This window comes from Allocatenococcus thiocycli (assembly GCF_921292965.1).
GTDB classification, from domain to species: domain Bacteria; phylum Pseudomonadota; class Gammaproteobacteria; order Enterobacterales; family Vibrionaceae; genus Vibrio; species Vibrio natriegens.
Map to the genome: position 1 here is coordinate 105,507 of NZ_CAKLCK010000005.1, position 15,615 is coordinate 121,121.

Annotated in this window: 11 protein-coding genes; 4 read left to right on the plus strand and 7 right to left on the minus strand. The window is 43.4% G+C overall.

Annotation, left to right across the window (positions count from 1 at the left end; translation table 11 throughout):
* Positions 1-26 precede the first annotated feature (26 nt).
* The 6 genes from L9Q40_RS03400 to gyrA form a co-directional block, all read right to left on the minus strand.
* Positions 27-434: a hypothetical protein gene (locus L9Q40_RS03400; protein WP_140167519.1), complete on the minus strand. Its 408-nt coding sequence runs from the start codon at positions 432-434 to the stop codon at positions 27-29.
* Positions 434-2,590 (minus strand): site-specific integrase, encoded by a 2,157-nt coding sequence (locus L9Q40_RS03405; protein ID WP_498792021.1) that lies wholly within the window; start codon positions 2,588-2,590, stop codon positions 434-436. Before L9Q40_RS03405 ends, L9Q40_RS03400 begins: the two co-directional genes overlap by 1 nt.
* A 2-nt stretch (positions 2,591-2,592) precedes the next feature.
* Positions 2,593-4,338: a hypothetical protein gene (locus L9Q40_RS03410; RefSeq protein WP_140167521.1), complete on the minus strand. Its 1,746-nt coding sequence runs from the start codon at positions 4,336-4,338 to the stop codon at positions 2,593-2,595.
* On the minus strand, positions 4,335-5,561 hold the full coding sequence (locus tag L9Q40_RS03415; RefSeq protein WP_140167522.1) for a site-specific integrase: 1,227 nt from the start codon (positions 5,559-5,561) through the stop codon (positions 4,335-4,337). Before L9Q40_RS03415 ends, L9Q40_RS03410 begins: the two co-directional genes overlap by 4 nt.
* A gap of 171 nt (positions 5,562-5,732) precedes the next feature.
* On the minus strand, positions 5,733-5,909 hold the full coding sequence (locus L9Q40_RS03420) for a hypothetical protein (protein ID WP_024372911.1): 177 nt from the start codon (positions 5,907-5,909) through the stop codon (positions 5,733-5,735).
* A 681-nt stretch (positions 5,910-6,590) separates the two neighbouring features.
* Positions 6,591-9,215 (minus strand): DNA gyrase subunit A, encoded by a 2,625-nt coding sequence (gene gyrA / locus L9Q40_RS03425; RefSeq protein WP_498792026.1) that lies wholly within the window; start codon positions 9,213-9,215, stop codon positions 6,591-6,593.
* 310 nt (positions 9,216-9,525) lie between these two features.
* Between gyrA and ubiG the strand changes: the two genes are divergently transcribed.
* The 4 genes from ubiG (at position 9,526) to L9Q40_RS03445 (ending at position 14,513) form a co-directional block, all read left to right on the plus strand.
* Positions 9,526-10,233 (plus strand): bifunctional 2-polyprenyl-6-hydroxyphenol methylase/3-demethylubiquinol 3-O-methyltransferase UbiG, encoded by a 708-nt coding sequence (ubiG, locus tag L9Q40_RS03430; RefSeq protein WP_498792027.1) that lies wholly within the window; start codon positions 9,526-9,528, stop codon positions 10,231-10,233.
* 490 nt (positions 10,234-10,723) lie between these two features.
* On the plus strand, positions 10,724-13,006 hold the full coding sequence (nrdA, locus tag L9Q40_RS03435) for a class 1a ribonucleoside-diphosphate reductase subunit alpha (RefSeq protein WP_065297023.1): 2,283 nt from the start codon (positions 10,724-10,726) through the stop codon (positions 13,004-13,006).
* A gap of 92 nt (positions 13,007-13,098) precedes the next feature.
* On the plus strand, positions 13,099-14,232 hold the full coding sequence (gene nrdB, locus L9Q40_RS03440) for a class Ia ribonucleoside-diphosphate reductase subunit beta (protein WP_014232383.1): 1,134 nt from the start codon (positions 13,099-13,101) through the stop codon (positions 14,230-14,232).
* The gene (locus L9Q40_RS03445) at positions 14,232-14,513 is read left to right on the plus strand and encodes a 2Fe-2S iron-sulfur cluster-binding protein (protein WP_014232384.1); all 282 of its coding nucleotides are present in this window, start codon (positions 14,232-14,234) and stop codon (positions 14,511-14,513) included. The genes nrdB and L9Q40_RS03445 overlap by 1 nt, the downstream gene beginning before the upstream one ends.
* A 109-nt stretch (positions 14,514-14,622) precedes the next feature.
* Here the strand turns inward: L9Q40_RS03445 and L9Q40_RS03450 are convergent, their stop codons facing one another.
* A complete protein-coding gene (locus L9Q40_RS03450; RefSeq protein ID WP_498792030.1) occupies positions 14,623-15,615 on the minus strand; it encodes an NAD-dependent epimerase/dehydratase family protein in 993 nt (330 codons plus the stop codon).

Genomic DNA, 15,615 nt, shown 5'->3' on the forward strand with positions numbered 1-15,615 from the left:
TCCCCTCCTACACACCGTTCTTCAATTTATGCTTTCAAGTTATGTACGTTTGTTGAGTCTTTGCGTGTTTTGGTTTTGTAGCGGTGCAACTCCCAAGTCATCTGTGCGACTTTATCCGCCATCACCTTCAGCTCATCTTTGAACTGCTCGTTCTCAGCTCGAAGCTTTTCATTTTTATTCAAAATCTCTTGGTACTTATCCTTTGAAACCTTTGCTTTAGCTTTATTAGCTTCAGCCTTTACAACCCCTACATTGCTAGGGTCAGTGGTATACTTATCTTTCTCTGCTAACACCTTCTCAAGCAGGACAATATGATTCTTCAATGACCCATTAGAAACGCCTGCTCGCCTTTCAACAGCATAAGGACTGATTTTTTTGCCTTCTTTCAAAAGCGCTTTAAACGCATTCTCTAGCTTTGTTGCCACCGTCGCCATTACAGAGCCTCTACTCGATATTTTTCAAATTGAATGTTGTGGTCAGCCATCACTTTTTCCGCAGCCCTAATATCACTTAGTTGCGTAGCGAGTGAGCTACGGTTGAACATTTCCATTTCTTTCATTTTTTCAATTTTTTTAATACATCTCTCTCGCCTTATCACCCAGTTTTCTGCTTCAGCCTTGTTTACATTCAGGTTCTCACAGTCCCTGCCTACGCATTTAGATGGCTCAAACAAATGCCCCATGCTACATAGCTCACCAGAAAAACAAGTGCCAAACCCTGTCGATTTGTTTCCGCCTTTCGTGTCTTCAACCAACTGATTAAACCTAGCGTCACCAACCACCATAGGCTCCCCACTCATGAACTTCATGAAGCCACCTGATTGCTCTTCTGGATGCTCAATCATGTCCTTAAGGTACTCAGAGTGAGATTCTATTTCTTTCTCTTGGATTTTCTCTTTAATTTCGGCTGGATTTTGAATGCCGAGTAATGTTAGAACCTCTGAATGACTTGCGTAAATAGCTGTCATCGCAAGGTGTATATGCTTAAATTGATGCTTCAACGAGGCTAATGAAACCAATCCATGACCAACCACAAAATGAGCAAATGTCCGTCTTAACGAGTGGGGATTAAAACGCCAGTACAATTCTCCACGACCATTTTTCTGTATTGGATAATACTTCTTGTGGACGATGGGATTTAACAGGTTAAAAACTTCATCCATATCTTCTGGAAGGTAACAAATATCGATATGAAGACTGTAATCGTAGAAAAGATGGCCTAAATTCTTAGTATTGAGTTGAAGATCTTTTAACTGACGGTTAATAGTATCACCTGTACATCCTTTTCCTTTGAACGAAAAACGTGGTGAGAGGTGAATATCACCAGAAACAGAACGATATTTATCATTGAGCACCGTTAATATTAATAACGCTTTCTCACAGATTGGCGCACACGCCCATGTATCTTCACGACTTAGCTTTTCCAACTTATCCGTCCAAGAACGCATTGTGCAGAGCTTAACGCCATCAATATCAACCTCTTTGTATGAGTCACCATCAATCTGGGTTAATTCACTCACCCTCATTCCCGTGAATGCCGAACAAGTGCCAAAACACGCCCCTTCAATCATTCTAAAAGCTTTAGTGGCTTGCTTTTCAGTCAACCCTTTTGATTGGGCATACGCTTTAACATCCAGTAAAATATTATCTTTCTTATAGGTATCAATAACGCCTCTATGGGCTTTACTGCGATAGATAGACTCAACTTCGTCCTTGGCTTTATCACGATAGTCATCAAGCACCTCTTGAAGAGAAATACCTTTGCTTTTTGCTTTTTCCTCGACCTCAATTTCGACAATGAGTTCCTGATACAGAGTTTCGATGTCTTGTTCGATATCATGCTCAGTCTGTAATGAACGATACTCTGCCTCCACATCCGCTTCGAGGTCTCGACCGCCTAAGAAATCTCGGTAGGCAGACTCCACATCCTGAATTAAACGGCAAAGATATTGTTCGTAAATAACGGGGATGACAGTAGGATAGTGCCCTCTACCATAAGCGGCATATTTCTTAGCAACTTTTCTTGCAGTCTCGCCTTCTTGGTAGGGAATCTGAAACCTAGCGCTCTCTGGAAAATGGGAATTAACCTGCGTGAGTACACTGAGAGCGTCCAGTTTTTTTACAATAACTTTTTCACTCGCCCCACGCAGTGACTCTTTGATTTGCGAAAATACAATGTCACTTGAGATATAAGAAAAAACGTTAATGGAAGTATTCGCAAATACTCTCAGTAGTAAGTCGACATTTGTCTGTATGCTCCTAATCTGCTCCAGCTTCCTAAAGGTTTTCCCCTCCATACTCAGCAAAGTTTCTTTGCCACCCCATATCAACCAATACATTCGCTGTTTAAACTCTAAAAGCAGTTTGGGATTATGCTTTTGGGCTTGGAATTTTAAGGTGTAGTTCGATTTTACCTCGTTCTTGGTATTGAACAGGTCATTAAAATCCCAAGCATCATCTTCAAAGTAAGAAGCAGGGCTGCCATCTCGCTTTACGCTGACTACAGTTCTTGCCGTCGGCATGGGGTAAGCTTCGTCAATAGGCAAAGCGTATTTTTCAAACAATGCGTGGTCATGGCTAATGCTGTACATGCTTACCCCTTAAAAATATCTTGAATAGAATCTTCATCCCAAAGAGGATGGCAACCTTGGCGCTCTAGATATTTTTCCGCTGCCTTGAGGTTTCTTTTCTTGAAGCGTTTCTTTATGTCTCGAATCGCTGACTTCACCTCGCTGAAATTCTTGAGGAAGTGGTCAAGGCTTTTATGGGCTGTAACCGCCTCGTTGAGACGAAGCTCAAATGACAGCAAACGCCAGATGTCATGCACCTCATCAACAACAGCAAAATTTCGGCACATAAAGCATTTGATGACATAGCCACAAGAAGTATTTTTCACATCGTCATCATCTAACAATCCCGTTTCTAGATTGCTTTTTTGAAACTCACGTTTTTGCGGAACATCTTCACCTTTACATACCCCTCCGTTAGCAATGTCGTCCACAGGCATACAAGAAGACGCCCTAAGCGCATCGACTTCCTCACTAGACAAAACCTCACAACGCTGCGCCTTTGTTGTTGCTATCGCGGCAGTAACCCCTCCAGTTGGGTTACTGCCCAGCGCAAAGAGTGTGGCTGCTCCAAAAGCCAATTCACGATGTGCGACTGCTTTTGAATTCTTGCTGTAGTCTGAATTATTCCATGTGCTTTCCGATGAATTACGACTGCTCTCCATCGCGCCTTGTCGCCCCAGTTTTTCTTCTGCGTACTGCTTAACGGATGACTTCAAACGCTCACAGTTTAAGGAAAAATCTGGATTTGCCGCTTCCACTGTTTGCAGTAAAACTGAGCGTGTCATTAGACCCGTAATGTAGTCCTTGAGATTGTAACCAGTTGGCATCTTGCCATTGCGTCGTCTAAACAAATAATGCTTATCTAACCCCAAATCAACAGCGTTCAGCTTCGACAATTCGAAGTGTTCTTCAAAAAAGGTTTTCGAGACAGCCCTTGGGGTAAATGAACGAGGCTCTTCTTTGTAGCCACGGCTTTTCAAGCCTTTTACCGAGATTCGGTTGCCGCCTGCCTTATCAACACTCCAACCATCTTCTACCACAAAGGTATTCAGCGCTTCTGTTTTTCCCACTGCGGTGTAATACACATAGAGGAACACCGCATTGGATATCAGACGATTAAATGCAATTTCACGCTTATATTCGCTGCTGGCCTCATCTAAATACTCTTTGTAGAGTAATTTTCTATCCGACAACAGTGCGCGAACGATGCGCTTTAACTCTTTCTTGGTGTAGTTATTGGAATCTAACGATGCACCATTGGTATCAAGGTTTCGGGCTGCTTTGGGTATCTGTCCAAAACCAAACTTTTTTAGGATTGAGTTATAGTTTGAAGCTGCCGACCCCAAAGTTTTGGCTTTTATCGGCTTGCCATGCAATCCGACACCGGTTGTTCGCTGAGATAGCCATGCAGCCTGAATATAGTTCACACACGTTTCTGCTGAGAACTCAACCTTTGACTTTCTCTTATGGGGTTGACTATTGAAGCTGTGTTTTAAAATTTTACCTATCTGCTTAAAGTTCTCTGCCTTACTCGACTCTGCCCAACCTGATTGTTCAAATTTAGAAATCAGCAGAGCAACATGCTGCTTAGTGCTGTATTTCAGCCAGTCTTTGAAGTCGCATGTGCAGTTTGAGCCATCACCATTTACCCAGATATATTTCCATTGATGAATCTTGGACAGTGGGTTGTCTGATTGCATTTCATCGGTTGAAATTGAGCGATAGGTACGAACGTTATCAGGCTTATCTGAGTCGAAGTTCTCCGTCATATGATGTGTTCCTCTTCCAATAGCGCCATCATTAACTCAGGCACTTGGTTCTTGGTTGGGTTGCCTTCCCAATGCGTTAAATAACGCATAGTCACAGATAAGTCCCTGTGTCCAAGTTCATCTTTCAGTAGTTTCAGCGCCTCTGTCGTTCTCAAGTCGGGTATATTGAGCAAGAGGTCGAGCTTATTCGCCGCATAAGTCGCTCTCGTATCATGGAAATCATGGTCGAAGTGAGGATTGCTGTTTTCCTTAATCGCACTTCTTAATCGCCCCCACAGCGTATCAATGGAATTTGACCGTTGCCCCTCTTCTTTAAATCGATTCCCTTCCTTTGTGATAAATACAGGCGCATCTTCATCACCTGTATTGAAAAAGTAGAGCCGTTTACGCTCCTTGTACCGTTCACTTTCACAGTAGTGAGTTACTTGCTCCATTAACCAAACAGGCATCGAAATAGTGCGGTCTTTACCGTATTTGGTATAACAACCATGAGAAGGACCAATCTTGATATCGGTGTAGGTTTTACCCTTAAAGCCCTTGGGTACTTTGAAATGGCGAGGCTTTATATCCGCAACCTCAATCGCTCTCAGGCCAGAATTAATTGCAGTCGCCACCAATAATCGAAACTCACCAGAAATTCCCGCACGATGCCAATTGTCTCGAATGTGCTTTATGTCTAAGTCATTCATTGGGGTAAGTTCGGTTTCTTGCTTAGGACTCTTAATGGTGATATCCGTCAGCATTTGACCGTACTTGTTATGACCATGTACCTCAAACGGAAGCTTTTCCACATAGCCATGACGTAAACAAAATACATAGAATCTTCGAATGACAGATAAGGTCGATGCCCCAACGCTTCGGCGCATGTTTCCTTTAGCAATCTGATTGTCTAAATAGTTTCTGAACAGATAAATGGGATAACGCTCAAGCTCTTTATTTTCATCATTCCAATTGAGGTTGTTCTTCCCTAAATAACGAAAAAAGCGAAGCAGAGCATACGAAGTTGGCTCCGTATCTTTAACCCCTTCAACAATGCGACGGCTCATAATATACGCATTGGCATAGAACTCTGGCTCACCACTAGAGGAGAATAATAGATTAACGCCATCAAAGCGCATAGGCTTACTCACAGTGAAGTTTAATGAGCCTGATGAATCACCTAACTCAATATCACCAATTTCTATTGATCGACTTGTTGCTACAAGGTGGTAAAAATGTTCCATACAAAACTCAATCAAACTATCTAAATTAAAGTTAGACTATCAATCTAAATTAATCAAATAAAAACATAGGTAGTGTCACTTATATCAAACAACTATTTAGATATGTTGGCTGTAAAAAAACCCCAGACAAATTTTGCCTGGGGTTGATAAATGCGAGTGTAAAAAAGTGGATTAATGTGTTTGACGACGCTTCCAGACGGCAAACTCTACCCATACGGTTTCGAGTTCTTGAATTTCTTCGTCGGTCAAAACGGCGAGAGTTGAAGTAACTTGTGGCAATCTTAGTGCCTGCATAGCGCGAATATGCGCATGAAAGTCCTTTCTTAACTGCGATATAACTGAATCCACTCGTTTACCTATTGAGATCTTTTATTACGTACCCAGCTTAACGTTTTCATTTTATATATGCTGGAGCCTTCGAAATCTTAAGAAAGAATAACACTCTACTTGTTATTTTCACAGATTGTTTCAAATTATGGAATTACAGTCACACAACTAACACTAATTTGACTTGTCTTTATTCTAGCCAATGATTAAAAGCTGAAATCATTCACCGACATATCATGTTCTTCGACGTAGGCTAATTCCCCTCTAACTCATCCACTCTCATATATATGAAGCTACCAATTGCCATAATGAGGCCTTATCACACCTGAGGTTCGGTTCATTCTCACCGAACCAAACACTTAGAAGTTATTTGGCTATAAAGACGACCACGCAATATGCAATAACTTTAACACTATATACACCGACTCTATACAAACGCCGTTATACATGAGACGAGCTCGAGTTAATCGGTTTCGAATACGCACGAGGATTTATATTAAAACCTCAGATAATGAGAAACATATAAGTAGCAACAGAATATAAGCAGTAACTATATCTCTCATTTATTAAAATCAAAGACACTCGTTATATTCGTGTGAGTTAATACCAACAAGAACAATATATTTGGTGGATTTTAGGGTAGGCACTAAAAAGCCGAGTAAAATACTCGGCTTTTAGTTAGAAGAGATGCAGAATTAAAGATTAATCTTCGCTATCTTCCGCAGCAGGAGCTTCAGGAGCTTGTTGCTCTGCACTTGGTTCCGTTGATTCGCCTTCTTCACCTTCTGGTAAATCAGCGTCTTCAATTTCATCAATGCGTTGCAGGCCTACTACTGTTTCATCTTCTGCAGTTCTGATCAGTGTGACACCTTGAGTGTTACGACCAACCTGACTAACTTCTGCTACACGAGTACGAACAAGAGTACCAGCGTCGGTGATCATCATCATCTCGTCGCCTTCTTCTACTTGTACCGCACCAACCACAGGTCCGTTACGTTCAGAAACTTTGATAGATACTACACCTTGCGTTGCACGACCCTTAGTTGGGTACTCGGCAAGCTCGGTACGTTTACCATAGCCATTTTCGGTCACAGTCAGGATGTCACCTTCGTTTGAAGGAACAATTAGAGACACAACTTGGTCATCTTCACCCAACTTTATACCGCGAACACCAGCAGCAGTACGACCCATAGCACGTACTTTATCTTCGCTGAAGCGAACAACTTTACCTGCTTTAGAGAACAGCATGATGTCGCTGTCACCATTGGTGATATCAACACCGATCAGCGAATCATCATCACGCAGGTTAACGGCGATAAGGCCGTTTGAACGAACGTTGGCAAACTGGTTCAGTGGTGTCTTCTTAACTGTACCGTCACCCGTCGCCATGAAGATGAACTTATCTTCAGAGAACTCATCTACACGCAGGATAGCCGTGATACGCTCACCATCTTCCAGAGGAAGGATGTTAACGATAGGCTTACCACGAGCAGTGCGGCTCGCAAGCGGTAATTGGTAAACTTTCAAGCGGTAAGTTTTACCACGCGTAGAGAAACACAGGATGTTGTCGTGGGTATTCGCCACTAGAAGACGCTCAATATGGTCTTCGTCTTTCATCTTAGTTGCGCTCTTACCTTTACCACCACGGCGCTGTGACTCGTAGTCGCTCAGTACTTGGTACTTAACGTAACCGCCGTGAGACAGAGTGACTACTACGTCTTCACGAGCAATCAGCTCTTCCATGTCAATGTCATGGCTCGCTGCAGTAATTTCAGTGCGACGTTCATCAGCAAAACCGTCACGAACGGCTTCTAGCTCTTCACGAATCACTTTCATCAAACGCTCAGTGCTTGCAAGAATGTGCATTAACTCAGCGATTTCATCGAGAAGCTCTTTGTATTCCGCCAGAATCTTTTCGTGTTCCAGACCAGTCAATTTGTGAAGACGTAGATCTAGGATTGCTTGCGCTTGTTGCTCTGTCAGGAAGTACTGACCGTCACGGATACCGTATTGAGGCTCTAGCCACTCAGGACGCGCAGCATCAGTACCAGCACGCTCTAGCATTGCTGCTACGTTGCCAAGATCCCAACCACGTGCGATAAGGCCTGCTTTCGCTTCTGCTGGCGTTGGTGCTTTACGAATTAGGTCGATGATTTCATCGATATTTGCTAGTGCAAGCGCCAAACCTTCTAGGATGTGGGCACGTTCACGAGCTTTACGCAATTCGAAAATAGTACGGCGAGTTACCACTTCACGACGGTGATCCACGAAGCACTTCAACATGTCTTTCAGGTTGAATAGCTGTGGCTGACCGTTGTTCAGCGCTACCATGTTGATACCGAAAGTCGTTTGCAGCTGAGTTTGAGCGTAAAGGTTGTTCAGAACCACTTCGCCTACTGCATCACGCTTACATTCAATAACGATACGCATACCATCTTTGTCAGATTCGTCACGTAGCGCACTGATGCCTTCTACTTTCTTATCTTTAACCAGTTCAGCAATCTTCTCGATCAAACGAGCTTTGTTCACTTGGTAAGGAATTTCGGTAACGATGATGGTTTCTTTACCGTTTTTCTCTGTTTCGATGTCCGCTTTTGAACGCATGTAGATCTTACCGCGACCTGTTTTGTACGCGTCTACAATGCCTTTACGACCACTGATAAGTGCTGCCGTCGGGAAATCTGGACCAGGGATGTAATCCATTAGTTCATCAATAGTGATGGCTTCATTATTGATGTATGCAAGGCAGCCATCGATCACTTCGCCAAGGTTATGTGGCGGGATGTTGGTCGCCATACCTACTGCGATACCAGAGGCACCGTTTACCAATAGGTTTGGAATTTTTGTTGGAAGAACCGCTGGAATCTGCTCAGTACCATCATAGTTAGGTACGTAGTCTACGGTTTCTTTATCTAGGTCAGCCAGAAGCTCGTGGGCAATTTTTGCCATACGTACTTCGGTATAACGCATTGCCGCAGCAGAATCGCCATCGATTGAGCCAAAGTTACCTTGGCCATCGACCAGCATATAACGAAGTGAGAACGGCTGAGCCATACGTACGATTGTGTCGTACACAGCACTATCACCGTGAGGGTGATATTTACCGATTACGTCGCCGACAACACGGGCTGATTTTTTATATGGTTTGTTCCAATCGTTGCCTAGTACGTTCATCGCGAATAAAACGCGACGGTGCACTGGTTTTAGACCATCACGCACATCTGGAAGAGCACGACCCACGATTACTGACATCGCGTAGTCTAGATATGAACCTCTAAGCTCGTCTTCAATGTTTACGGGCGTGATCTCTTTAGCTAAATCGCTCATGGAGCCATTATCCCTCTATTATCTGATCGTAATTACGATACGTGTAAGGCGAAAAATATAACACACATTTCATCACTTCGGCATCCCTTTCCCTCTCCTTTTATCAGGTTGTGAGCTTTGTTGAGATTCAAATGTCGAGAATTTGCACACTCATCCGATATCCTTATGAAAAGTGACTATATTTCGTTCAATATTAAGCAAAAATAGAATTCTGGTGAACAAAACGGGGATTAATCAGTTTAATACTGATAAAACGTTAGAGTATACTGACGCCCTCTAAAGGACTCAGATTGAATGCAGTACAACCATTATGACTAAAGCACAAAACGTCGACCCTAGTGAAATTAAGAAATTCGAGGACATGGCTTCTCGTTGGTGGGATTTAGAAGGTGAATTCAAACCACTTCACCAAATTAACCCACTTCGTTTGAACTATGTACTCGAAAAAGCAGATGGTTTGTTTGGCAAACGCGCACTCGATGTTGGTTGTGGTGGTGGCATTCTCGCAGAGAGCATGGCAAAAGAAGGCGCGATCGTAACCGGGCTAGATATGGGTAAAGAGCCACTAGAAGTGGCGCGCTTGCATGCTCTGGAAACGGGCACAAAGCTAACCTATATCCAAAGCACTATCGAAGAGCACGCTGCAGAAAATGCCGCGACTTACGATGTCGTCACGTGTATGGAAATGCTTGAACACGTACCGGACCCTCTTTCTGTTATCCGTTCTTGCGCGGCACTGGTGAAACCTGGTGGTCACGTGTTCTTTTCAACCTTGAACCGCAACGTAAAATCTTACTTGTTTGCCATCGTTGGCGCAGAGAAGTTACTCAAGATTGTTCCGGAAGGCACTCACAACCATGAGAAGTTCATCAAACCAGCAGAAATGCTGAAGATGATTGACCAAACCGATCTGACTGATTTAGGTATCACAGGTTTGCATTACAACCCACTTAACGACAGTTATAAACTTGGTCGTAATGTGGATGTAAACTACATCGTTCATACTAAAAAATACTGAACGCCGTAACGTTAAAAAAACCTTGTTCTAGTTGACCATTCAGTTAAGAAAATCGTCAGAAGCGGTAGCACAAAGTTACCGCTTTTGTGTATAAGATTTGTGCTGTAGATAGCATTTTAACCAACCTATTTTTCGCAAATAAAAATGTCCAAAGATCAAGGAAAATATTTTTCCGAGCGGTTATTTCTAAACCGATCTCAAAACTGTGATTTTACCTATTCAAGTCTGCCCTTTTCTCATCGGTTAGTGTTCACTTACTGTTTTTTTTCATTTGGGTAGTTATCCACAAGTCATCCCAAACATGTACCTTGATCAATCTGAGCAATAGCACTATCTTGTAACCCGCAAACAAATTAACCCCTATATATTGTGTTTAAGCTACAATATATAGATAGACTTTGATCACAAAGCCACCGCAAGACTCAAAAGCTTTGCATATAAATAGACAAAAACACGGCTTTTATCAGTTTTCTTAGGGAAATAAAGCAGAATGAACCAACAACTTACCGTCACCAAGCGTGATGGCCGTAAAGAAATTATCGATCTGGATAAAATCCACCGCGTTATTACTTGGGCTGCAGAAGGTCTGCACAACGTTTCTGTCTCTCAAGTAGAGTTACGAGCTCACATCCAGTTTTATGATGGTATTACAACGTCAGACATACACGAGACTATCATTAAATCTGCGGCCGACCTTATCTCAGAAGAGACACCGGATTACCAGTACTTGGCAGCTCGTCTAGCTGTATTCCATCTACGTAAAAAAGCGTATGGCCAATATGAGCCACCTAAGCTTTACGATCACGTAGCTAGACTCGTTGATATGGGTAAGTACGACGGACATCTGCTAGAAGATTACACAAAAGCAGAGCTAGACGTACTGGATTCGTACATTGACCACAAGCGCGACCTGAACTTCTCTTACGCTGCAGTAAAACAGCTGGAAGGTAAGTACTTTGTACAGAACCGTGTATCGGGCCAAATCTACGAAAGTGCCCAGTTCTTGTACATTCTTGTGGCTGCATGTCTGTTTGCTAAGTATCCGAAAGAAACACGTCTTGATTACATCAAACGTTTCTACGACGCGACGTCAACATTCAAGATTTCTCTGCCTACACCGATTATGTCAGGTGTGCGCACGCCTACCCGCCAGTTCAGCTCTTGTGTCCTGATTGAGTGTGGTGACAGCCTGGATTCTATCAACGCAACAGCAAGCTCTATTGTTCGTTACGTTTCTCAACGTGCTGGTATCGGTATCAACGCAGGTCGTATCCGTGCTCTAGGTTCAGAGATCCGTGGTGGTGAAGCATTCCACACTGGTTGTATTCCTTTCTACAAGTATTTCCAAACCGCTGTGAAATGTTGTTCACAGGGCGGTGTACGTGGCGGTGCTGCAACTGTTTTCTACCCAATGTGGCATGGTGAAGCGCGCTCACTATTGGTGCTTAAGAACAACCGTGGTGTTGAAGAAAACCGTGTTCGTCACATGGACTACGGCGTACAGCTAAACAAGCTGATGTACCAGCGTCTGGTTGAAGGTGGCAACATCACGCTATTCTCACCATCAGACGTACCAGGTCTATACGACGCATTCTTCGAAAACCAAGAAGAGTTCGAGCGTCTGTACGTTAAGTACGAGAACGATCCTTCAGTTAAGAAGGAAACCGTAAAAGCGATTGAGATGTTCACTTTGCTAATGCAAGAGCGTGCGTCTACAGGTCGTATCTACATCCAGAACGTGGACCACTGTAACACTCACAGTCCATTTGATTCTGAAGTAGCGCCTGTTCGTCAGTCTAACCTGTGTTTGGAAATCGCACTTCCAACCAAACCACTGACTAACGTAGAAGATGATTCAGGTGAGATCGCACTATGTACGCTGTCTGCGTTCAACTTAGGTGCTATCAAGTCTCTGGATGATTTTGAAGAGCTATCTGATCTGGTTGTTCGTGCTCTTGATGCACTGTTGGACTACCAAGATTACCCACTACCAGCAGCATACAAGTCGACTATGAACCGTCGTACTCTGGGCGTAGGTGTGATCAACTTTGCTTACTACCTAGCGAAGAACGGTGTGAAATACTCTGACGGCAGTGCAAACGGCCTTACTCACCGTACATTTGAAGCGATGCAGTACTACTTATTGAAAGCTTCAGTAGCGCTGGCAAAAGAGCAAGGTAAGTGTCCTTCGTTCAACGAAACAAACTACGCGAAAGGCTTGCTGCCAATCGATACTTACAAGAAAGATATCGACCTGATTTGTAACGAAGAGCTTCACTACGATTGGGATAGCCTACGTGCAGAAATCATGGAACACGGTCTACGTAACTCAACGCTGACTGCGCTGATGCCTTCTGAGACCTCTTCTCAGATTTCGAACGCAACAAACGGCATTGAGCCACCTCGTGGTTTTGTGTCAGTAAAAGCATCGAAAGACGGTATCCTGAAGCAAGTTGTGCCAGAATTTACTGAGCTAAAAGACAATTACGAGCTGCTTTGGAACATCGGTTCTAACGATGGTTACTTGCACCTTGTCGGTATCATGCAGAAATTCGTTGACCAGGCGATCTCTGCGAATACCAACTACGACCCATCACGCTACGAGACGGGTAAGGTTCCAATGAAGAAACTTCTTCAAGACCTACTGACTGCGTACAAGTTTGGTGTGAAGACGCTTTACTACCATAACACTCGTGATGGCGCTAAGGATGAACAAAAAGACGCAGTTCAACCTGAAGAAGAAGATTGTGCAGGTGGCGGTTGTAAGATTTAATCTACACGACCCTAGCAATCCGCAGTAACTGAATAGTAACAGAATATCGAAAACCTCCCCTACGCGGGAGGTTTAAAAGGAATTGAGGCATTATGGCTTACAGTACTTTTAACCAGAAAAAAAATGACCAACTAAAAGAACCAATGTTCTTGGGTCAATCAGTAAACGTTGCTCGCTATGACCAACAAAAATTCGAAATTTTCGAAAAGCTGATCGAAAAGCAACTTTCTTTCTTCTGGCGTCCAGAAGAAGTTGACGTATCTAGCGACCGTATCGACTACAACAAGTTGCCAGATCACGAGAAGCACATCTTCATTTCTAACCTGAAGTACCAAACGCTTCTCGATTCAATCCAAGGCCGTAGCCCGAACGTTGCGCTACTTCCTCTTGTTTCTCTGCCTGAACTAGAAACATGGATTGAGACTTGGTCTTTCTCTGAAACGATTCACTCTCGTTCGTACACGCACATCATTCGTAACATCGTGAACGACCCTGCTGTGGTATTTGATGACATCGTTGAGAATGAACACATTCTAAAGCGTGCGAAAGACATCGCGCACTACTACGACGATTTGATTCAAGCGACGAATGACTACCATCGCTACGGTGAAGGTGAGCATGTCCTTAACGGTGAAACAGTTAAGGTAAGTCTGTACGACCTTAAGAAGAAACTGTACATCTGTCTGATGTCTGTGAACGCTCTAGAAGCGATTCGTTTCTACGTAAGTTTCGCATGTTCTTTCGCTTTCGCAGAGCGTGAACTGATGGAAGGTAACGCGAAAATCATCAAGCTAATCGCACGTGATGAAGCGCTTCACCTAAACGGTACTCAGCACATGATCAACCTGCTACGTAACGGTCAGGATGATTTCACGTTCATGCAAATCGCAGAAGAAGCAAAACAAGAATGTTTTGATCTCTTCAAAGAAGCGGCAGAGCAAGAGAAAGAGTGGGCAGAATACCTGTTTAAAGATGGTTCAATGATCGGCCTGAACAAAGACATTCTGAGCCAGTACGTTGAGTACATCACCAATATTCGTATGCAAGCGGTAGGTCTACCAGCAGCGTACCCTGAAGCGACAAGCAACCCTATTCCATGGATTAATGCTTGGTTGTCTTCTGATAACGTTCAAGTTGCGCCTCAAGAAGCAGAGATTTCATCTTACCTTGTTGGTCAGATTGACAACGAAGTAAGCGCGGACGACTTTGAAGGATTTGAGCTGTAATGCCGACAATCAAAATCAACAAACTTATCAGCATTGAATCTAACCCTTCCAATACTATTTTGGAGACAATGGAACAGTCTGGCTTATTACCAGAATATAACTGCCGTGACGGCCACTGTGGTGCATGTCGCTGTACGTTAGAGTCTGGTGAAGTTGAGTATGTTGGTTTTGCTATGGCTTACACTCAAGGCGAAGAAATTTTGCCTTGTATCTGTAAAGCGAAATCCAATGTTTCACTCAGTGGCGTTAACTACACGATGAAAGAAAAGCAGCGTGCCTGACGTCAACTGAGTAGCATCGAACGTAACAAGACAAAGTAAACACCTTTGTTTGTATTCAGAACCCCACCTCATACAGGTGGGGTTCGTTTTTTGTGAGACTACAAATTGATCAGCGGAGATACAATGATTGCATGGTCTCTCTAACAACCGTCTCTGCCGCTTTAGGTGAATAGCCGAGATGCATCAATGAGTTGTGCAAATCAAACACAAACTTATGTTTGAGGGTACGTGCCACATTGCTGCGAATGATCTTAGGCCGAGTATTCGTTTTAAGCGCTTCCGCTTCAGCTTGATCAACAAGTGCGTAAATCTCATTTTCATCCAGTATCTTCGGAGCAACGAGAGACGGGTTGATCTCGCGGGCAATATCAATGATTTGTTTAGTGGAAATGGTGGAAGTGTTGGCTAAAACATAGCGATGCCCACGAACGCCTGTTTTTGCTGCGCTAATCATTCCTTTAACGACATCATCAACATCAATAGGGCTTAAGTATAACTCGTATAAGAATGGCATTTTACCATTCACGATTGCAGAGAAAGCGTCGAGCGATTCAGTATTCGGTTTGTATTCCCCGCCTAGAATAGTGGAAGGTAGTACCGTCACCATATCCAAATCTAACTCTTCCGAAACTTTCCATGCCTCTTGTTCTGCAAGGGTTTTCGCGCGGCAGTATGGGTTGACCTGGTCAGAAACATTGTATCCTTCAACAATAATCTCGCCGTTTTCGTTGCGATGTGTTTGTTCTAAAGAAGCGATGGAGCTTACATAAACGACTCGTTTTACCCCTGCTTCTTTTGCGGCTTCCAGTATGTTTCTCGTTCCTATCAAGTTTGGGTTTACGATTTCAGCCTCCTCATCTTCTGCCCAATGTTTAAAGACTGCTGCAACCTGATAGAGGGTATCAATGCCATTAAGCGCTTCTCGCAGTGACGCTTTATCTAATAAATCGCAGTAAACAACATCACAATCGATTCCCTGCAATGAATCAGACTTCTTCAAGTTACGGATTCCTGCACGCACGTAGTCTCCTTGTCGAGAGAGAGCCCTAACAAGGTTATTACCAACGTGACCACTTGCGCCTGTGACTAAACATCTATTCAT

Bases quoted from the DNA above. Each gene is read 5' to 3' on its own strand.
- L9Q40_RS03405 (WP_498792021.1), bottom strand. From the start codon at position 2,590: ATGTACAGCATTAGCCATGACCACGCATTGTTTGAAAAATACGCTTTG.
- L9Q40_RS03415 (WP_140167522.1), bottom strand. From the start codon at position 5,561: ATGGAACATTTTTACCACCTTGTAGCAACAAGTCGATCAATAGAAATT.
- gyrA (WP_498792026.1), bottom strand. From the start codon at position 9,215: ATGAGCGATTTAGCTAAAGAGATCACGCCCGTAAACATTGAAGACGAG.
- L9Q40_RS03450 (WP_498792030.1), bottom strand. From the start codon at position 15,615: ATGAATAGATGTTTAGTCACAGGCGCAAGTGGTCACGTTGGTAATAAC.
- L9Q40_RS03410 (WP_140167521.1), bottom strand. From the start codon at position 4,338: ATGACGGAGAACTTCGACTCAGATAAGCCTGATAACGTTCGTACCTAT.
- nrdA (WP_065297023.1), top strand. From the start codon at position 10,724: ATGAACCAACAACTTACCGTCACCAAGCGTGATGGCCGTAAAGAAATT.
- ubiG (WP_498792027.1), top strand. From the start codon at position 9,526: ATGACTAAAGCACAAAACGTCGACCCTAGTGAAATTAAGAAATTCGAG.
- nrdB (WP_014232383.1), top strand. From the start codon at position 13,099: ATGGCTTACAGTACTTTTAACCAGAAAAAAAATGACCAACTAAAAGAA.
- L9Q40_RS03400 (WP_140167519.1), bottom strand. From the start codon at position 434: ATGGCGACGGTGGCAACAAAGCTAGAGAATGCGTTTAAAGCGCTTTTG.
- L9Q40_RS03445 (WP_014232384.1), top strand. From the start codon at position 14,232: ATGCCGACAATCAAAATCAACAAACTTATCAGCATTGAATCTAACCCT.